The sequence below is a fragment of the Delftia sp. WY8 genome, assembly GCF_018437695.1.
GTDB lineage: Bacteria > Pseudomonadota > Gammaproteobacteria > Burkholderiales > Burkholderiaceae_C > Comamonas > Comamonas tsuruhatensis.
The window spans coordinates 6598206-6616742 of sequence record NZ_CP049795.1 but is presented as its reverse complement, the minus strand read 5'-3'; the positions used below and the strand labels follow the sequence as shown (position 1 = coordinate 6616742).

The 18537-nt window shown below is 56.3% G+C and carries 18 protein-coding genes and 1 pseudogene; 17 read left to right on the top strand and 2 right to left on the bottom strand.

Features of this window, described 5'->3' with window-relative positions:
* Positions 1-5 precede the first annotated feature (5 nt).
* From G4D77_RS30315 to G4D77_RS30235, 17 genes and pseudogenes are all read left to right on the top strand, one after another.
* Positions 6-1187, top strand: a complete 1182-nt coding sequence (locus G4D77_RS30315; protein ID WP_154834266.1) for a hypothetical protein — start codon at positions 6-8, stop codon at positions 1185-1187.
* A 5-nt stretch (positions 1188-1192) separates the two neighbouring features.
* Positions 1193-5890, top strand: a complete 4698-nt coding sequence (locus tag G4D77_RS30310; protein ID WP_154834265.1) for an RHS repeat-associated core domain-containing protein — start codon at positions 1193-1195, stop codon at positions 5888-5890.
* Positions 5890-6393, top strand: a complete 504-nt coding sequence (locus tag G4D77_RS30305) for a hypothetical protein (RefSeq protein WP_151021350.1) — start codon at positions 5890-5892, stop codon at positions 6391-6393. Before G4D77_RS30310 ends, G4D77_RS30305 begins: the two co-directional genes overlap by 1 nt.
* Before the next feature lie 121 nt (positions 6394-6514).
* A pseudogene (locus G4D77_RS31115) lies at positions 6515-7285 on the top strand (RHS repeat-associated core domain-containing protein); the annotation flags it as partial.
* Between the two features lie 414 nt (positions 7286-7699).
* The gene (locus G4D77_RS30295; RefSeq protein ID WP_154834263.1) at positions 7700-8272 is read left to right on the top strand and encodes a hypothetical protein; all 573 of its coding nucleotides are present in this window, start codon (positions 7700-7702) and stop codon (positions 8270-8272) included.
* A 5-nt stretch (positions 8273-8277) separates the two neighbouring features.
* A complete protein-coding gene (locus G4D77_RS30290; RefSeq protein WP_154834262.1) occupies positions 8278-8697 on the top strand; it encodes a DUF4259 domain-containing protein in 420 nt (139 codons plus the stop codon).
* Between the two features lie 107 nt (positions 8698-8804).
* A complete protein-coding gene (locus tag G4D77_RS30285; RefSeq protein ID WP_154834261.1) occupies positions 8805-9704 on the top strand; it encodes an RHS repeat domain-containing protein in 900 nt (299 codons plus the stop codon).
* 1 nt (position 9705) lies between these two features.
* A complete protein-coding gene (locus G4D77_RS30280) occupies positions 9706-10074 on the top strand; it encodes a DUF7668 domain-containing protein (protein WP_154834260.1) in 369 nt (122 codons plus the stop codon).
* Positions 10075-10083: 9 nt separating this feature from the next.
* Positions 10084-10764, top strand: coding sequence for an RHS domain-containing protein (locus tag G4D77_RS30275; protein ID WP_213758001.1), 681 nt, complete (start codon positions 10084-10086; stop codon positions 10762-10764).
* Between the two features lie 169 nt (positions 10765-10933).
* A complete protein-coding gene (locus tag G4D77_RS30270; protein WP_154834258.1) occupies positions 10934-11695 on the top strand; it encodes an SMI1/KNR4 family protein in 762 nt (253 codons plus the stop codon).
* Between the two features lie 60 nt (positions 11696-11755).
* Positions 11756-12118, top strand: a complete 363-nt coding sequence (locus G4D77_RS30265) for a hypothetical protein (protein WP_154834257.1) — start codon at positions 11756-11758, stop codon at positions 12116-12118.
* A 31-nt stretch (positions 12119-12149) separates the two neighbouring features.
* A complete protein-coding gene (locus G4D77_RS31110; protein WP_193726218.1) occupies positions 12150-12323 on the top strand; it encodes a hypothetical protein in 174 nt (57 codons plus the stop codon).
* Between the two features lie 27 nt (positions 12324-12350).
* Positions 12351-12593, top strand: a complete 243-nt coding sequence (locus G4D77_RS30255; protein ID WP_154834256.1) for a hypothetical protein — start codon at positions 12351-12353, stop codon at positions 12591-12593.
* Positions 12594-13053: 460 nt separating this feature from the next.
* Positions 13054-13632, top strand: a complete 579-nt coding sequence (locus G4D77_RS30250; RefSeq protein WP_154834255.1) for a hypothetical protein — start codon at positions 13054-13056, stop codon at positions 13630-13632.
* Positions 13633-13757: 125 nt separating this feature from the next.
* Positions 13758-14117: a hypothetical protein gene (locus tag G4D77_RS30245; protein ID WP_154834254.1), complete on the top strand. Its 360-nt coding sequence runs from the start codon at positions 13758-13760 to the stop codon at positions 14115-14117.
* Positions 14118-14234: 117 nt separating this feature from the next.
* A complete protein-coding gene (locus tag G4D77_RS30240; protein ID WP_154834253.1) occupies positions 14235-14552 on the top strand; it encodes a DUF7716 domain-containing protein in 318 nt (105 codons plus the stop codon).
* A 307-nt stretch (positions 14553-14859) separates the two neighbouring features.
* Positions 14860-15573, top strand: a complete 714-nt coding sequence (locus G4D77_RS30235) for a PA4824 family protein (protein WP_154834252.1) — start codon at positions 14860-14862, stop codon at positions 15571-15573.
* A gap of 121 nt (positions 15574-15694) precedes the next feature.
* Here the strand turns inward: G4D77_RS30235 and G4D77_RS30230 are convergent, their stop codons facing one another.
* Together G4D77_RS30230 and G4D77_RS30225 are read right to left on the bottom strand one after the other, a co-directional pair.
* The gene (locus tag G4D77_RS30230) at positions 15695-16423 is read right to left on the bottom strand and encodes a DUF4198 domain-containing protein (RefSeq protein ID WP_154834251.1); all 729 of its coding nucleotides are present in this window, start codon (positions 16421-16423) and stop codon (positions 15695-15697) included.
* Positions 16424-16617: 194 nt separating this feature from the next.
* Positions 16618-18534 carry an AMP-binding protein gene (locus G4D77_RS30225; protein ID WP_154834250.1) on the bottom strand — a complete coding sequence of 639 codons (1917 nt, stop codon included), beginning with the start codon at positions 18532-18534 and terminating at the stop codon, positions 16618-16620.
* Between the last annotated feature and the right edge of the window lie 3 nt (positions 18535-18537).

Genomic DNA, 18537 nt, shown 5'->3' with positions numbered 1-18537 from the left:
CCCGCATGGCCTCCTCGAACACACCACCCTCATCCCCCTGCCTGTGGCGCATCCAGCATGCCGGGGCAGTCACCTGCATCGGCACCAGCGCCTGGCAGTCGGCTGCCTCCTGGGTCGGCATGCAAAAGCGCATGCGCAAACTCGTCGTTGCAGCCGTCAGCCCCCATCCCGTCACCATCGCCCCCTGTCCTGAGATCACCGAAGGCGAGCAGCAGACGGCACGCCTGGCCAAGCTGCTGGGCGCGGCACTGGCCGACCTCATTGCGGACGTGCAAAGCCGGCCCGCCGACGCCCCGGTCGCACTGCCACGCCTCATCGTGCTGGCATTGCCCATGCGCGTATCCGGTGACGAGGCCGCTGCACTGTGGCGCCAGACACTTGCCGCGCTGGAACGCTGGGCAGGCCCCAAAGCGTCGGCCCCCCTGATCAGCATTCCCCTGACCCCCGTCTTCGGAGGACATGGCGCCGGCTATGACGCCTTGCAGACCCTGGGGACGCCCACCGCAGCCGATGACCATGCCTTGCTGCTGGCGGTAGACAGCCTGCTGGACGAAGCCACCCTGGTGCAAGCCCATGCCCAGGCAGGCCTGTTGACCGACAGCCGCCCACAGGGCTGCATTGCCGGAGAGGCGGCTGCCGCCCTGCTGCTGCAGGCCGCGCCAGACACGACCTACCGGGATGACCGCCATCTGGTGCTGCATGTCCCCGCCCTGGCACGCGGCGCCGGCCCCCATCGCCTGCCACACCAGCGGGCCGATGCAGCGCCTTTGGCCGAGGTGCTGCGCGGCGCCCTCGACGGCGCGGGCTGGAAGGAGGAACACGTGGGCTGCGCCGTTTCCGATTTCGACGGATCGGACTGGCGCGCGGCCATCCAGGTCATGGCACGGGCTCGGCTGGACGGCAGCTTCCAGCCAGATACCTGGGAGCCTGCAGCCATGACCGGCCAGGTCGGCGCCGCCACCGGCCCCTTGCACTGGGCCCTGGCCGCCCAGCGCCTTCGCCACGATGCACGCCCGCCCAACTCCATCCTCAGCTGGGTGCTGGATGAAGGCGAGGAAGTGGCCGCCGTGGCGCTGGAACGCACCATCTGCGTCCAGTCCACTCGCAACGCATACCCCATCCACAGCAGCAACGGCGCCGCAACGCAGACCTTCTCGGCCCGCTTTCTGCAAAGCAAGGAGTCCTGAACACCATGGGCACGCACATCTTCAGCGGCGGCGATGGCGCCATCACCCAGACCGCCAACGCCTGGACCTTCGACCCGGCCACCCCGGTCCACCTCAAGCCCAAGGGCGACCCCGGCGTGGCCTGGCACTCCAACAACAGCAGCGCCATCAAGGTCCCGCTGGGCACCGTCAAGGAATACGGCACCGACATGGCCAACCGCTACGGCGCCATGGATACCGGCAAGCACGATCCGCTCACCGTCCTCGCAGGCCTGTTCACCAAGGTCAAGGACCACGCCAACCAGCACGTCACCTACGTCAAGTCCGTCGTCCATGAAGCGGGGGAGATGGTGGTCAACGGCGTCACCACGCTGACCAATGCCATCCTGATCAGACTGGCGCCTGAAACCGCCAAAATGATCGAGAACGGCAAAAACGTGCTGACCGGCATGGAATTGCGGCATTTCAGCGCGGCCGGTCAGGCCCAGGCCGAGGAATTGCTGGCAATGCTCAAGGACACAGACACCTACACGGGCCTGGCCGTCTCCATCGCCGCCACTGCCGTGCAGGGCGTCCCTGTACTGGGACAGATCGCAGGGGGCACCGTCATGGTGGACCGCGCCGTGGGCACGGGCCAGGCGGCCATACAGGCAGCCGAGGAAATCCGCAACATCACGGCCAACTGGGACTCGGAGATGACGCCTACGCAAATGGAAAACGCACGCATGCAACTGGCGCTGTGGCTCATGGGCAGCGGCGTGGCCGTGCTGGCGGCCCTGACAGGCAAATTCAAGCGCAAAACCAAAAGCCAGGGCAACAGCGATCAGCACCCCACCACCGAGCACAGCGACACCAAGAAGCCCGATGGCAAAGGCCCCTGCTCGCAGTGCGCCACACCCTTGCCCGTCATCCTGTCCACCGGCCAGAAGCACCTGGACGAAACCGATTTCACCCTCGCAGGCCCCATCCCCATCGTCTGGCGGCGCCGCTACATCTCGGGCCTTGCCGAAGAAAGTCCCTGGGGCCGGGGCTGGAGCCATGAATTCACGCAGGAACTGCGCCTGTCGGCCGATGGCTGCGTGCTGGCAGACGACACAGGCCTGTACGTCACATTGCCCTCCCTGGCCGTGGGAGCCGAGCATTTCGACATCTATGAAAAGTTCACGCTCAGCCACCCCGAACCCGACCTCTGGGCCATCACCTACAAGGAAGGCCTGTCCCGCCTCTTCCGCCGCGAAGCACCCGAGCAATGGCGCCTGCCGCTGGCCGCGCTCCAGGACCGCGACGGCAACACCGTGCAATTGCATTGGAAATACGCCCTGGGCTCGGACGAACCCGCCACAACGCAGACCTGGAGTGCACGCTACGCCGCAGGCCAGGGTGCTGCCCCCGCCACACAGGGCAAACCACCCGCGCCCTTCGCCCGCCCCCTGCTCGCCGGCCTGAGCGACACCGCAGGCCGCCGCCTGCACCTGCACTGGAGCGCGCCAGGCACACTGCCGCTGGACGCCTTTGCCGGCGCACGCCTGACTGCCGTGGTCCTTCATGCCGCGGAGCACGCCCCGCAGACCCTGGCCCAGTACGCCTACGACGCCCAGGGCCAGCTTATCTCCACGCACCACGGCAGCCAGCCCTACCGCCAATACGCCTGGCGCTCTGGCGTGCTGGTGGGCTACCGCAAATCCAGCGGGCATCGCTACTTCGCCCAGTACGACATCGAAGGACCCCAGGGCCGCGTGCTGCGCTCCTGGTGCGCCGACACGCCGGTACCCGGCCAGGACGACGACCGCTTCACTTACCTGCCCCATGAGCGCGTCACGCGCCACACCGACGGCCTGGGCCGTACCACCGCCTACCACTGGGATGCGCGCTTCAACATCATCGCCACCGTCATCGCGGAAGGCACGCCCGAACAGATCATCGAGCAGACCCCCACCGATGCCACCGGCGCCTCCACAGGCCGCATAGACCCCCTGGGCCGCCGCACCACCCTGCGCCGCGATGCACGCGGCAACCTGGTCCAGATCATCGACGCCATGGGCCATGCCACCACGCTGCAATACAACCCGCTGGACCTGGTCACCACGCTGCGCGACGCCCTCGGCCACGAATGGCAACAGGAATACGACAGCCGGGGCCACCTTGTGCAGGCCACCGACCCCTTGGGCCGCACCACGCGCTACCGCCATGACGCCCGGGGCCGCACCGTGGAAGTCATTGACGCCAAGGGAGGCTTCAAGCGCCTGGCCTGGGATGAGGCCGACCGCCTTGTGGCCTACACCGACTGCTCGGGCCAGACCACGCGCTTCGCCTACGACGCCCTGGGCCAGCCCGTGCTACGCACCGATGCGCTGGGCCAGCAGACCCGCTACGAATACAACGATGCGGGCCAGCTGATACGCGTCATCGAGCCGTCCAGCCCCGCGGCCCCAGGCAGCCAGCCCACCACCCCCATCCACCTCTACGCCTGGAACGGCGAAGGCCACCTGCTGGCCTACACCGACCCCATGGGCCAGAGCACCCGCTACACCTACGACGGCATGGGCCGCCCGCTCACCCGGATTGACGCCGCAGGCCGCAGCCTCGCCTACCACTACGACCGCGCCGGCCGCCTTATTGCCCTGGACAACGAGAACCACGCCCGCACCCACTTCCGCTACGACCTACGCGACCAGCTCACCGACGAAGTCGGCTTCGACGACCGCTGGCAGCGCTACATCTACAACGCCGCCGGTGAACTGACCCACGTCATCGAAGCCGGTGGCAGCGACGCCGGGCCCGGCAAGGTCACCTGCTTCGAGCGCGATGCCCTGGGCCGTCTGCTGGCCAAGCGCGCCCTGGGCCACACCGGCCCCGTGGAAGAAACCACCTACCGCTACGACGCCCTGGGCCGCCTGACCCAGGCCAGCAACGCCGCCTCCCACCTGGCCTTTGCCTATGACCCCATGGGCCAGTTGCTCAGCGAGACCCAGACCCTGCAGGCTCTCGGCAATGCCACAGGCCAGGCCCGCCAGAAACTGCAGCGCAGCCTCTCGCACGGCTATGACGAACTGGGCAACCGCACCCACACCCGCATGCCTGATGGCCGCACCCTGCACTGGCTGTTCTATGGCTCGGGCCACCTGCACCAGATCAACATCGCTCCAGCGCAAGGCCCTGACCAGCCTCCGGCGGCGCACCAGGTCATCGCCGACATGGAACGCGACGCCCTGCACCGCGAAGTGCGCCGCAGCCAGGGCGCACTGTCCAGCCGCTACGACTGGGACCCTGCCGGGCGTCTGCTGCGCCACCGCGCCGCGCTGCAAGGCAGCGGCCACGTGATCCGGCCCGGCAACTCCAACGCAACGCTGGAGCGTGGCTACGCCTACGACGCCGCAGGCCAGCTCATCGCCCGTGCCGACTCCCTGCGCGGCCGCCAGGACTTCCGCTACGACCCCACGGGCCGCATCCTAGCCAGCCTGCCCGCACAAGGCAGCCCGCTGGCCCGCGAACTGTTTGCCTTCGACCCCGCCGGCAACCTGCTGGACTCCATCCCCGGCAAAGACGGCCAACCCGTGGACACCACTCTTGGCGTGGTCGGCGACAACCGCCTGCGCTTCTACCAAGACCTGCACTTTGAATACGACGTGCACGGCAACGTCACAAAGCGCACCCGGGGCAACCAGAAGGCCGGCACCCAGGAAGTGCTGGACCTGACCTGGAACGCAGACCACCAGCTCATCGAATCGAACACCACGCGCCATGGCGTCACCCAGGCCACGCGCTACGCCTACGACCCCCTGGGCCGACGTGTCGCCAAAAGCGATGCCTTCGGCAGCACCCACTACCTCTGGGACGGCGACCTCATGGTGCACAGCCAGCGGGGCGCAAGACAGGCGCTTTACATCTACGAGCCGGGGAGCTTTGTGCCGCTGGCCACCATCCAGGGAGCGGGCGAAGAGCACAGCACCTACTGGTACCAATGCGACCAGATCGGTGCGCCGCTGGAGCTGACCGACGAACAAGGCCAGGTAGCCTGGGCGGCGGACTACAAGGTCTGGGGTGAGGCGGTCATGCGCGCCGTGTTGCGGACCGGCACCGATGATCGGCCTGTCAGTGCGCGGGCCTGGGGCTCAAAGCCTGTTGCACCACCTTCACCGCCGCCCATTGAGCAACCCTTCCGGTTTCAGGGACAGCAGTTTGATGAAGAGACGGGGCTGCACTACAACCGGTTTCGGTATTACGATCCTGTGGTTGGAGTATATGTTTCGCAAGATCCTATTAAGCTAGCGGGCGGTGTTAATTTTTATCGTTATGGAACGAACCCCGTAGTTTTTGCAGATCCTCTAGGCCTAGAGCCAGTAGCATTCAAGACCGCCGGTAAAACCCTATGCATAAAGAATAAATTTCCAGCCAATTCTCCGGCAGCTAAAGAACTACAAGAGTTCACAGATCGCTGGAACAAGCAGATTAATGCAAACGGTGGATCTATGACACGTAGAATACTGACAGAACAAGAGGAAAGAGAGTCTAGAAATTGGAAAAAAAGGATGCGCTGTCAATGTCCTGGAAATACGGTTGCTGGACATGTTCCAGATGCAGCAGCAGGTGGCCCGGCCATTCCTCTTGATTGGATGGCTCAAATGAAAGAGACAAATTCATATGTAGGAGGCATTGTATCTAAAATACCTGTAGGTTATACATACGACAGCGTGAAGCTTGTTGACAATTTAGGAGGCTGCTAATGCACAACACAACTTCTCTAATGGAAAAGTTATTCTTGAGAAATGCCAATGATCCTGAGCATGGCGATCAGGAGATTAGCGAAAAAGAGGATGATATACACGAAATCATGATGCTTGATTACAGCTTTAGAAAACTGTCTCCAATGCTGAAATTAAGGTTCGAATATGCAAGTAGCTGGAAAAATGCCAACCTTGATCAAGACTGGTTAAGTCTTAAAGAAATATCTGACATATACAATAATGATATAGCAAAAGAGTGGATAAGTTTAAGAAAAGAAAATTGGTCGGAAACTCCTCCAGAAAGTATCTCAGCTAGCCACTGCACACTTTTTGCTCTGAATCCTTACGAGCCAGAGGAGGCTTATTTGGTGTGGGTTGAAGGAAATATTGAACCGCAAGTTTGGAGATACTTCGGTGCAGACTATAAAATGTTCTTTAACTTAGAAAGATTTTTAGAATATCTAGTTGGAGAAAGAGAGAAAGACGACACTGGTCGATACTGAGATATTGCACCTCTGACCTGCTCTTGTACTCATACTTTGCCGGCCTGCCCGTCGAGGGCAGATCGTAGGCAGCCTGCTGGACACCTCAACAGCTCTGGACGGCCAACCCGTGGGCACCACCCTGGGCGCCGTCGGCGACAACCGCCTGCGCTTCTACCAGGACCTGCACTTTGAATACGACGTGCACGGCAACGTCACAAAGCGCACCCGGGGCAACCAGAAAGCCGGTACCCAGGAAGTACTGGACCTGACCTGGAACGCAGACCACCAGCTCATCGAATCGAACACCACGCGCCATGGCGTCACCCAGGCCACCCGCTACACCTACGACCCCCTGGGCCGGCGTGTCTCCAAGAGCGATGCCTTCGGCAGCACCCACTACCTGTGGGATGGCGACCTCACGGTGCACAGCCAACGCGGTGTAAGGCAGGCGCTGTACATCTACGAGCCAGGCAGCTTTGTACCGCTGGCCACCATCCAGGGAGCGGGCGAGGAACACAGCACCTACTGGTACCAGTGCGACCAGATCGGAGCCCCGCTCGAGTTGACCGACGAACAAGGCCAGGTGGCCTGGGCGGCGGACTACAAGGTCTGGGGTGAGGCGGTCATGCGCAGCGTGTTGAGGACCGGCACCGATGATCGGCCGATCAGCGCGCGGGCTTGGGGAATCAAGGTCACTGTGCCAACTCCGCGCCGATCCGTCGAACAGCCACTGCGCTTGCAAGGACAACAATTTGATGAAGAAACAGGTTTGAACTATAACCTTTTCAGATATTACGACCCGAAAATTGGAAGATTTATATCGCAAGATCCTATCGGCGTACTGGGAGGCAGTAATTTATTTGAGTTCGCACTGAACCCATTGACATTGAAAGATCCATGGGGACTTAAATCTATTCCTCACACAGATACAAATGGTGGGAAAGGCTATGATATCTATGCAATCTGTAAAGAAGGCGGAGTCGTCGGCTATGTTGGGCAAACAGGTGACATGGATGTTAGGCAAGGCCAACATCGTGATTCAGGACGACTACAAACTGGAGAAGATTTAAAACGTATTAGTAATGTACCCACTTATGGCGATGCTCGAGGCTTTGAACAAAAACTGATAGAGCATCACGATACTCTTGACGGAAAATGGGGATGCCCTTGCGGGAAAGGAAATATTGGAAATAAAAAGGTAGGCTACAACCGCGATAGCACCACAAGGCCTGCAGATCGACACAGTGCATTTGAAAAAGGCTATCAGAAAGCTGAAGAATGGTTAAAAAATGCCCCCTCTTCTCAAATTAACCCCTGCTAATATATGAAAATACGATTCAAGGAAGTTCAGCCCGGTGATATATTAGGCATATACATAGGAAATGGGTGCTACGCATATATGCGCCTTTTATACATGATAGCCGGCCATACATATCTGTGTGAAGTTTTTGAATTCAAGAGCACAAAGCTGGAATTTACAGAAGAGATACTTCATGCAAATCAGTTAACTCCACTTGTCAGTGCAAATTGGAAGGCATATCTTGACCCAAAATTTTGGCATGGAGAAGTGGTTCACAGAGATAATTCATTTACCCCGCCAATAGATCGGATAAGCGACGCGAGACTAATGAATGTTTCCCAGATAATAAAATTCAACATGAACTGGACTCCAAATAGTGATCAAATGTTGATCATGGCTGAAGATGTTTGGGATGAAGAAAAACATGCTGCACTAAGTAAAAAGCACGCCAACTTAGAACTTTATGATAATCCAGAGAAGCTAATTTGTGAAATTAGAAATAAGCTCAAACTGAAGCCAACACTAGATTATAAAGACAGAACAAAACGAATGGAGATTTTTAATTGGCTGAAAAATAACAAGATATATCTCGGATAAACAAAATGGGAACTTGGAGTACAGAAATATTTGGCAATGATGAGTCATTCCATTGGCTTGGTCTATTGGAGAGAAAAAAAGATTATTCGTTGATCCGTGAATCTTTCGAAGAAATCAATGTAGCCAAAGATTCATATATTGAAATTGATTTAGCCTCTGGAGCGCTAGCGGCAGCAGAGGTTATTGCTCAAGCCTATGGACATCCAGGGTCATCAATCAATATTGTAGAGCGCATTGCAGAATGGCTCGAATTTGATTGCATTGAATCACCTTCACCTGACCTTTTGCCTATGGCTCGCCTGGCCGTAGGGCGTGTTCTGCGACCACCTTGCGAAGCTTTGGAGGGATGGCAGTCAGTGGAGGATTTGGAAGAGTGGTGTCAGCATGTAAGAGCGCTACAAGCACGACTGAACATGGTTAGCTGATAAAACAATTCATTCACACAACTCGCTACGCCTACGACCCCCTGGGCCGGTGCGTCTCCAAGAGCGATGCCTTCGGCAGCACCCACTACCTGTGGGATGGCGACCTCATGGTGCACAGCCAGCGGGGCGCAAGACAGGCGCTGTACATCTACGAGCCAGGCAGCTTTGTACCGCTGGCCACCATCCAGGGAGCGGGCGAGGAACACAGCACCTACTGGTACCAATGCGACCAGATCGGTGCCCCGCTGGAGCTGACCGACGAGCAAGGCCAGGTGGCCTGGGCGGCGGACTACAAGGTCTGGGGTGAGGCGGTCATGCGCAGCGTGTTGCAAACCGGCACCGATGATCGACCCGTCAGCGCACGGGCTTGGGGCTCAAAGCCTGTTGCACCACCTCCACCGCCGCCCATTGAGCAACCCTTCCGCTTCCAGGGACAGCAGTTTGATGAGGAGACGGGGCTGCATTACAACCGGTTCAGGTATTACGATCCGGTGGTGGGGAGGTTTGTTAGTCAGGATCCTATTGGTTTAGAAGGTGGAATAAACCTATTCTTGAATTCGAACAATACAACCGGATGGATTGATCCATATGGCTTGGCACCGTTTAAACCCTGTCCCTGCACTTGCAAGAAAATATTGGATAACATGAAAGCGAATGGAAGAGATTACGGTGCAAAATCAAATACAGCCAAAGATGGTCATCACATTATCCAAGATGCAGCTGCTAAAACCATACCGAAATATAGTTATACAGGAGCACCAGCCATACAGTTAGGTGGACCTTCTACAAAAATTGGATCTGAACACTATATTGCAACGCAAATTCAACGTGAGGCAGGGGGTGGAACATACGCTGCTGAAAGAAGAATAGGATACAAAGCAATTAGAAAGGCTGGATTGACAGAAGAGGAATCAAAATGTTTATTCCTAATGCATGTCGATCCTTATTTCAACAACCTTGGGGTTACAGCAACAACACCCATGCGAACTGTAGCAAACAGGAGATGAAATGACTGAATCATACTTGGAAAATAATCCTAGAATCATTTCAAATATAAAGTCAATAATAAAAGAAATGGCCAAAGAAAATTATGACGTATTGCATACAAAAAACCTGCTAGGTGATGCATCGCCACAGGAATATATTGAGCGTTCTCATGACATCTTTCGCGGAAAATTAATTACAATACCACCCGACGATGCATTGCAGAAATCATACGTATTTGACCTTCCCAAAGATCCTAATGATAAATACGCCATCGATGTATTTCTGTGGAGCAACGGCGAAGAAAGTGACGCTGTGGCAACCTTTTGCGTAAGAAGAAATCCTAAGTCCGATGCTCAAGCAGTCTATCTCTATGATTTAAAAATTCCATAACACGTCCGTATATACGACACCACCGGCCGCATCCTCGCCAGCCTGCCCGCACAAGGCAGCCCGCTGGCCCGCGAACTGTTTGCCTTCGACCCCGCAGGCAACCTGCTGGACTCCATCCCCGGCAAAGACGGCCAGCCCGTGGACACCACTCTTAGCGTGGTGGGCGACAACCGCCTGCGCTTCTACCAAGACCTGCACTTTGAATACGACGTGCACGGCAACGTCACAAAGCGCACCCGGGGCAACCAGAAGGCCGGCACCCAGGAAGTGCTGGACCTGACCTGGAACGCAGACCACCAGCTCATCGAATCGAACACCACGCGCCATGGCGTCACCCAGGCCACGCGCTATGCCTACGACCCCCTGGGCCGACGTGTCGCCAAAAGCGATGCCTTCGGCAGCACCCACTACCTGTGGGATGGTGACCTCATGGTGCACAGCCAGCGTGGAGGAAGACAGGCGCTCTATATCTACGAGCCAGGCAGCTTTGTACCGCTGGCCACCATTCAGGGAGCGGGCGAGGAACACAGTACCTACTGGTACCAGTGCGACCAGATCGGTGCGCCGCTGGAGCTGACCGACGAGCAAGGCCAGGTAGCCTGGGCTGCGGACTGCAAGGTCTGGGGTGAGGCGGTCATGCGCAGCGTGTTGCGGACCGGCACCGATGATCGGTCCGTCATCCATCGGTAGACAATTCTCTGAGACAGATGATATTGTCATGAAGGCAGTAGAGTTGGTAGATAGGCTAAATAGACGGTCGTGAGCGATTAATGCTGTGGACCCAGGTTTCATTTTCAGGTACTCCAGGAGTATTCTTTTACCTCTCGGGAATCGTCACAAAAACCTTTGATTCACAATCATGACCAGCACTATCGATACGGTAAAGATTTTGATGTCTGACAGATATCGTCGCGAACCTCCTCTGCCGGAGGAAACAATTACAGAAATATCCAGAAGGCTCAATCTTCCTGACGATTACGCGAATTGGATGCGCTGGTCCAATGAAGGCGAAGGAAATTTTGGTGATATGTACCTGACGTTCTGGCCGCTGGACGAACTGGAGCAACTCAACAAGGATTTTCTTGTTCAGCATTACCTGGGTGCCGAAGCTTTGTGTTTTGGCACAGATGGAGGAGGAACCGGCTATGTCTTCAAATCTCTTCCCAATGACACCTCCATCTGGTCTGTTCCGCTGGGAGACTTGGACTGGTCAGCTGCAAGCAAGATTGGTGATGATTTTGGCTCGGCGTTGTTTAAAGCTCTGACCACTATCGATTCCGTTCACATCAAAGCAATTCAACGTCAAAAGTGCGATTTTTTTGAATCACCTGCAGCTTACCCTGACCCATATTCAAGAATAGGAATAGCTTTACAGACAAGAGGGCAGCAACCAGTTACAGGAATGCGCGCTCTACCCGATCAAGAATGCGCAGGTTGGTATATATGGGCTGGAGATTATTCCAGCGCTGCAGATTTCTTCCAGTCTGTACACGTCGGCCATGTTTTGGAATTTTGGCCTGAATTACTTCCCTACTTGGCACTGGCTCCAGATTATCGCTTCATCATTGATGATGAAGGCTATGAAGATGTCTGGAAAGACCCGGTGATCACTATGAAATAGTCATTATCGTATTGACAAGGATGTCGAATTATTATTTTCAAATATTCATCGGTGCATCAAATGAACAGACAAGATATATTAAGAGATTTTGGAAAAATCTTCATCAAAGAGGCAAGAGACTCTTCTATTGAGAGAGTTTTTGATTTTATACAAGGAAATCTTAGAACACCTGAGTCTATAAGATTTAGTGAATTCTATTCGCCTCTTTCACAAGATCAAAAAGATGATTTCAAATATCTTGCACTCCTGGCTATCGATTCTGCTATTTTCAGAATACTCAGAATGGCTGATCAAGAGGTGATTGATATAAAATTCAACGATAGCGACAGCATTTCTCAAATGAGTGATGGTCTTGCTGGAGAGCTGTTTGGTGATAGTGGCTGGATGAAAGAATTCAGTGACTATCCATCCACAACAATATAGTTTTGGATATAAATACGTCTCAATATTTAGAGTGAACAACACCACCGACCGCCAATCGTGCGCACAATATCACCACCGCCAACTTCAACAACGCTTCGTGGGTATTCAGCTGCCGGTCAACGCGGATTCGCAGCTTGCCAAAGCCTTCAACCCATCATCGGTCCGCGCTAGTATGAATACTCTGCAACAGCATGTGACGAAATGACATTAACCACTTATAGGAAATATTTGAATGAATAAAGAATATTACATAATAGCCATCAACGAGGAATTCGGATGCTCTGCTGGATTTTATCATTCCATACTTGCTAAAGATTTTGAAGAGGTAGAAGGGGATTATGGTTATAACCCTTGGTATGCCGGCCCCAAAAGATACGGAGGAACACTACCATCGCTTCCTGAAAAACTCATTTTGATGGAGAAAATAACTATACATATGAAGTTCGCAAGGGTGCAGAGTACTTTTATGTCATAAGTGCGGAATTCGCAAGATGCCTGCCAAAAATCAAACATAATTTTTCCGAAATCAAACGTGTTGATTGCATCGACAGCAAAGGCATTTCAAGAAATACCAGGGATGTTTTCATCGCAATACCAAAGAAATTCAAAGCCGAAAACTGCTTGGATCTTTCAAATAGCAAACCAATATCTCCAAGAGGCATTGAATATGAAAGTCTCCATTTCAAGGATGACTTGGATTTTGACATTTTCGACATTGTGAATATATCATCTAGTCAGGCAAGACTAATTGGTTCAGAGAAGGCAAAAGAAATATTCGAAGATCATGGCATACGATGTGTGAAATACATACCCATAAGTGATATAAACGCCAGCATGCAATGTCATATGAATGAGCTATACAAGCCCATTGGATTTTATGATCCGGTATGAAAATTCAATTTTCGCTGACTATTTGCTTGCAGTAGAGTACCAATATGAGCATTGACTCTTCGAAAATTTCTTATGTTTTAAATAAATATATCAATGGGGAAATATGCACAGGATTTGAAGAAACCAACACCCTCATAGAAAATTTAGGAGAATTACACTCAATAGGATTTGATAGTACAGGGGATCCTTGTGGTCATGAGTTATTTGAGAAAAATTATTCTATAAACCAAAGAAACCAAGGAGTTAATTTAAAACTATATACATTCAGAAGAAAATTATGGAGTAGCGGCCTGGATTTCTACGGATTTAGATTATCAAATATTTTAAGAAAAATAGATTCACCAAGCAATATAAGACTATTTCTGGACAACCATAGATCAAACGGCGCCATCATTATCAATGAAATATGTGTTTGCAGATTTTCATATTATAAAGAAAAGCCGCTAGCACTTACTTTTGAAACCGACATAGGAATAATTGATGAGATGCGAAATAAACGTATTTCCACCAACGCGATCCACAACGAATTTTCAGAAATTCTTACGCAAACAGCATTTAAAAATAATAAAAAGATCCGCCTACTAAGAAAAATAATAATCAACGCAGGTCATGAATTAGGCTAGCCCAATATATACCCTGTGGATTGGTGACAAAAACTGAAGAAACGGAGATTTTATTGTCTATGCGACATAACTATCGACATCAGTGACGTTCTGCTATTTGAAGTGTTGTCACGGAATCTATGTCAATGGTCAAAGATATTCCAAATGCAAAAATACAGATCATGGATCTATTGAAGATCATCTGCAATCATCAAATTACCCAAAACAAGCAAATTTTGGACGAAGATAACTCATTCGAAATTTCACGTGTCTTAGAAAACTACATTTCCAACCCAAAGCACAAGAGGCAGAGGTACACGATGCCTCCAGAATCAAGTGTGGCAGAAATGGAAACACGGGAAGGATTGGGGCCATTTGACAAGCTTTCAGACATTGATCTCTGGATTGATGGAGAGCCATCTGATTTAACTGCTGTATTCAGAATAAAAACATCGGCATGCACTGGTGAATCCACTGTATTTATTTATGACTTGAAGGTATTATAGATATTCAATCGTACAACACAGGAAAATGTCCCGCATACTTTTGCGATCGCATTATTCGAAATTTGATTTTCATGAGCAAGATGACAGCGCCCTCATTAATCAACTCATTATTCATCCATGAAAAATCTCATCAATCTCAAGAAAGTCATTGAGGAAATTTCCATTAATGAAGGATGGCTCTACGCAAAGACTGATATCGATATAGAAGATGATGCCAAGGTATTTTTCTATAGCGCGGATTTAAATCAGAGTCCCCAGGATGAATTACAAGTTAGAGAATTATTTTTCAGGGCAGGATTTTCCCCCTATCTTTCAAAAGAAGATGTGGAGGATATAATCGAAAATCTGGAACAGCAAGTGGAATTCCCCACTATCGTTGACTATATAAATGCGATACGGTTTTATAAAAAGCATGATGCATTTATCGTTATGTAAAAATGAGCAAAAAACCCCACGGAATGACAAGTGATGGCAGCAAGAGGAAGCGCAGCGCTTTCTGGCTGCCACGGGCTATCGCCTGCCTTGGGACCATTAGTGGAAGTACGTTGCGAAGGCGGGCACGGAGCGGCTGTATGTGTGCGGGGACGTGGTTCCCCAGCGCGATCCGTCCGGGGATGTGTGCCTGACCCAGTTTGGCGATGGACAGGGCCATATGGGCAAATCCGTGCACAGCCGTTGTTGTGGCGCTCCTGGTACAGCAATGTTCTGGTGGCGTCATTTTTCGGCTTTAGGATGGCGGGCCATGCGCAATTCCCACCCCCTTTGGACGGCAGCAGCCCTGGGCCTGGCAGCGGCCCTAGGTAGCGGCCCGGCTTACGCGGCTCGCCCCATGATCACGGACGATGCCCGCATCGTCGATGCCAAGTCCTGCCAGCTGGAAAGCTGGGTCAAGTCCAGGAAGGACAGCACGGAGTTCTGGGCGCAGCCGGCCTGCAATTTCACGGGCAATCTGGAGCTGACGCTGGGCGCGGCACGCACGCGAGAGGACGGCAGCAGCCGGACCACGGATGTGGTGATCCAGGGCAAGACCCTGTTCAAGGAACTGCAGCCCAATGGCTGGGGCTGGGGCCTGGCCGTGGGCAATGCGCGGCATCCGAATGACGAGGGCCAGGTCCGGGGGGATCTGTACGCCTATGTGCCCGTCACGTTCTCGCTGCGCGATGACCGGCTGTTCTTCCACACCAACGTGGGCTGGCTGCGCACGGCGCAGACGCATCGCAACCTCATGACCTGGGGCCTGGCCACCGAGGCCCAATTGAGCCAGAGCACCTGGCTGATTGCCGAGACATTCGGCCAGAACCAGGGCAAGCCCTTCTACCAGATGGGCCTGCGCTACTGGCTGGTGCCTGGACATGTGCAGGTCGATGCCACCTACGGCAACCGCGCGGGCAGCAGCACGCAGGAGCGGTGGTTTTCCATCGGCTTGCGGCTGCTGTCGTCACCGTTCCTGCCCTGAGCCCTGCCTGGTGGCTGGCGTCGCGCCCGTATGCCTGCAGGCCCGGACGCCATGGAAACCGGCGCCCCGCACCGGCCGGTGCGGGGCGGACCGTGCAGGACCGCAATGCCTGCCGCAGTGCCTATTTGTTGGGCTTGGCTGCAGGGCCGGCCGGGATGGCGGCGACGCCATCAGGCTTGACGTAGGTGACCGAGGTCACGTAGTGCACGCCGTCGTATTTTTCTGCGCCGTTCGGGCCGGTACGCTGGCCGCCGCTGCGCTCGTCGTGCGTGGCTTCGGCCACGTAGGTGCCCTTCCAGGGCATGTCGAACTGCACCAGGCCCTGCTCGTCGGCATGGGCTTCCTTGCTCCAGCCCGATTGCACGGTCAGCACCACCTTGGCCTTGGGCAGCGGCTGGCCCTTGTAGATGACCTTGAACTCGCCGGCCTTGCCCGAGGGCACCACATCCAGCGTCAGGCGCGGGGCCTGGGCGGCAAAGCCGGTGATCAGGCGCGCGGCCGGGTGGTACCAGTTGCGCAGTTCCTGCTCGCCCTTCTTGCTGGTGTACAGCGGGTAGCCGGCATCCTCGGCCACGATGCTGTCGCCCTGGCCGGCCTTGAAGGGCAGCGCAAAGCCGGTGCCGGTCTTTCGGCCATCGGCCGCCTTCTCGCCCTGGGCAGACACCAGGGTGGCCACGGGCTTGCCGAACTTGTCGAGCAGGCCCGGCGATGTCTCGCGCAGGTTGTCGCCGAATTCGCCAAAGCGGATCACGGCGGTTTCGCCGGCCGGCTGTTCCAGCCAGATCTGGTGGGCCTGGCTGGCGCCGCTGGCGGCCAGGAGTGCGGAGACAAGAATCCAGTGTTTCTTCATTGCAGCTTCCTCAAAGGACAAAAAAACAGCCATCGGCGCCACAACGGGCCGACGGCATGAACGTGCTTGGGCAGTGGGGTGCGGCCGCATGGCGCCGCATTGGTTATTGAATGCGAATGGTTTGCATTCTATGTGCATTGCACACCGCCCCGGCGCAGTTCACCAGGTGGCTGCAATGGGGTTCGGCCCAGCGCTCAGGCGGCATCCTCGATGCGCACCGGCTCGCCCGTGAAGGCCAGCGCCTCGGCGGCCTGCTCCCAAGGGCTCCGGTCAGCCGCCCGGGCCGGGCGCAGCACAAAGCCCTCGCCTTCCGCATGCGTGGTGCTGGCCGCGGGCTGCAGCGGCAGGCCCATGCGCTCATGCGCCTGGGCCACCAGGGTGCGGGCGTAGATTTCCGCAGCCATGCTGCGCAGGCGCGGCTTGTAGACCTTGCCCACGTTGGTGGTGGGGAGCGCATCGATGATGCGCACATAGCGCGGGCGCGCAGGCGCTTCGTCCACGCCGGCTGCGGCAAAGGCCAGCAGTTCGGTCTCATCGGCCTGGGCGCCGGGGTGGAGCGCGACAAAGGCCACAGGCACCTCGCCCGCATAGGCATCGGGTGCGCCCACGGCGGCGCAGGCCTTGACGGCGGGATGGCGCTCCAGCGCCTGCTCTATCACCTGCGGATCGATGTTGTGGCCGCTGCGGATGATGACGTCCTTGGAACGCCCGCGCAGCCGCAGCAGGCCATCGTCGCCGACCGAGCCCAGGTCGCCCGTGATCAGCCAGCCGTCGTCGGTGAGGTAGCTGGACGGCTCAATGCCGCCCAGGTATCCGGAAAACAGGTTGGGCGACTGGAACACCACCATGCCGGTTTCGCCAGGCGCGGCTTCCTGGTCCGATGGCCTGCCGTCCGGCCCCATGCGGCGCACGGCCAGGCGCGCAAACGGCAGGCGCAGGCCCACATGTCCGGCCGCCGCGTGCAGGCCGGGCGGCGTGATGGTGGAGATGCCCGTCATCTCGGTCATGCCCAGGCTCTCGTGCACATGGAAACCGCTGTGCGCCTTGAAGCGCGCCGCCACCTCGGGCGACAGCGGCGCGGCGCCCGTGCGGAAGTAGCGGATGGAGGACACATCGGCCCCCTGCAGCGGCACCTCCACCAGCGCGGCCAGCACCGTGGGCACGGCCGACATCAGCGTGGGCTTCCACTGTGCCGCCATGCGCCAGAAGCCGGCAATCACGGCCTTGTTGCGAAACAGCCCCGTGGTCGGAATGATGACGTGGGCCCCGGCCGAGAAGCAGGCCAGCGAGCCCGGCAGCACGCCCGCCACATGGAACAGCGGGTAGCCGTTGATGGTGCGGTCGGCCGTGTTCAGGCCCTGCATCTGCACGCTGGCCCAGGCGGTGTAGACCTGGGCGCCATGCGTTTGCACGGCGATCTTGGGCGCACCCGTGGTGCCCCCGGTATGAAAGTAGGCCGCCACGTCGCCGGCCTGGGGCTGGCGCCCGCTCACCAACCGGTCGGAGGGCTGGGCGGCCAGGGCGGCGTTCAGATCGCTGGCGGGCCAGCGCTGTCCATCCCCCAGGGGAGTCCGACCTTCATGCGAGACCCAGAGCACATGCGCCAGGTCCGCATCCAGCGCCGTGACTTTCTCGCGGATGCCGGCATCGTCCTCGTCCGCCCAGGCGATCAGAAAGCGCGCGCCCGTGGTCCGCATCAGGGCAGAGATCTTCTCGGCACTCAGCAAAGGATTGATGGGCTGCACGATGCCCGCCGCCTCGCCGCCCCACAGCGCAAAGTGGTACTCCATGCAGCCGGGCAGCAGGATGGCCACCGTGTCGCTGGCGCCCATGCCCAGCGCATGCAGGGCGTTGGCCGTCTGGTGGATCCGGCCCAGCAGTTCGGCATAGCTCAGGTGCCGGGCGTCATCCACGCTGCCGGCCTGGGGCAGAAAGCTCAGCGCCCTGCCCTGGCCGTGCTCACGCGCGGAGTTGCAAAACAGGTCGTAGACCGTTTGCGCCGTGATCAGCCCGGCCATGGGCTGGCTTTCGATGGCCTCCACATCGGCCAGGGAACGCACGGCCCGCAGGGGCCGGAACATGGATTGCGCAGGAATAGGACTCATGGCCATGGG

What these genes read in the sequence shown, in the direction of transcription:
- G4D77_RS30315 (WP_154834266.1), top strand. Translation starts at nt 6, where the DNA reads ATGGCCTCCTCGAACACACCACCCTCATCCCCCTGCCTGTGGCGCATC.
- G4D77_RS30310 (WP_154834265.1), top strand. Translation starts at nt 1,193, where the DNA reads ATGGGCACGCACATCTTCAGCGGCGGCGATGGCGCCATCACCCAGACC.
- G4D77_RS30305 (WP_151021350.1), top strand. Translation starts at nt 5,890, where the DNA reads ATGCACAACACAACTTCTCTAATGGAAAAGTTATTCTTGAGAAATGCC.
- G4D77_RS30295 (WP_154834263.1), top strand. Translation starts at nt 7,700, where the DNA reads ATGAAAATACGATTCAAGGAAGTTCAGCCCGGTGATATATTAGGCATA.
- G4D77_RS30290 (WP_154834262.1), top strand. Translation starts at nt 8,278, where the DNA reads ATGGGAACTTGGAGTACAGAAATATTTGGCAATGATGAGTCATTCCAT.
- G4D77_RS30285 (WP_154834261.1), top strand. Translation starts at nt 8,805, where the DNA reads ATGGTGCACAGCCAGCGGGGCGCAAGACAGGCGCTGTACATCTACGAG.
- G4D77_RS30280 (WP_154834260.1), top strand. Translation starts at nt 9,706, where the DNA reads ATGACTGAATCATACTTGGAAAATAATCCTAGAATCATTTCAAATATA.
- G4D77_RS30270 (WP_154834258.1), top strand. Translation starts at nt 10,934, where the DNA reads ATGACCAGCACTATCGATACGGTAAAGATTTTGATGTCTGACAGATAT.
- G4D77_RS30265 (WP_154834257.1), top strand. Translation starts at nt 11,756, where the DNA reads ATGAACAGACAAGATATATTAAGAGATTTTGGAAAAATCTTCATCAAA.
- G4D77_RS30255 (WP_154834256.1), top strand. Translation starts at nt 12,351, where the DNA reads ATGAATAAAGAATATTACATAATAGCCATCAACGAGGAATTCGGATGC.
- G4D77_RS30250 (WP_154834255.1), top strand. Translation starts at nt 13,054, where the DNA reads ATGAGCATTGACTCTTCGAAAATTTCTTATGTTTTAAATAAATATATC.
- G4D77_RS30245 (WP_154834254.1), top strand. Translation starts at nt 13,758, where the DNA reads ATGGTCAAAGATATTCCAAATGCAAAAATACAGATCATGGATCTATTG.
- G4D77_RS30240 (WP_154834253.1), top strand. Translation starts at nt 14,235, where the DNA reads ATGAAAAATCTCATCAATCTCAAGAAAGTCATTGAGGAAATTTCCATT.
- G4D77_RS30235 (WP_154834252.1), top strand. Translation starts at nt 14,860, where the DNA reads ATGCGCAATTCCCACCCCCTTTGGACGGCAGCAGCCCTGGGCCTGGCA.
- G4D77_RS30230 (WP_154834251.1), bottom strand. Translation starts at nt 16,423, where the DNA reads ATGAAGAAACACTGGATTCTTGTCTCCGCACTCCTGGCCGCCAGCGGC.
- G4D77_RS30225 (WP_154834250.1), bottom strand. Translation starts at nt 18,534, where the DNA reads ATGGCCATGAGTCCTATTCCTGCGCAATCCATGTTCCGGCCCCTGCGG.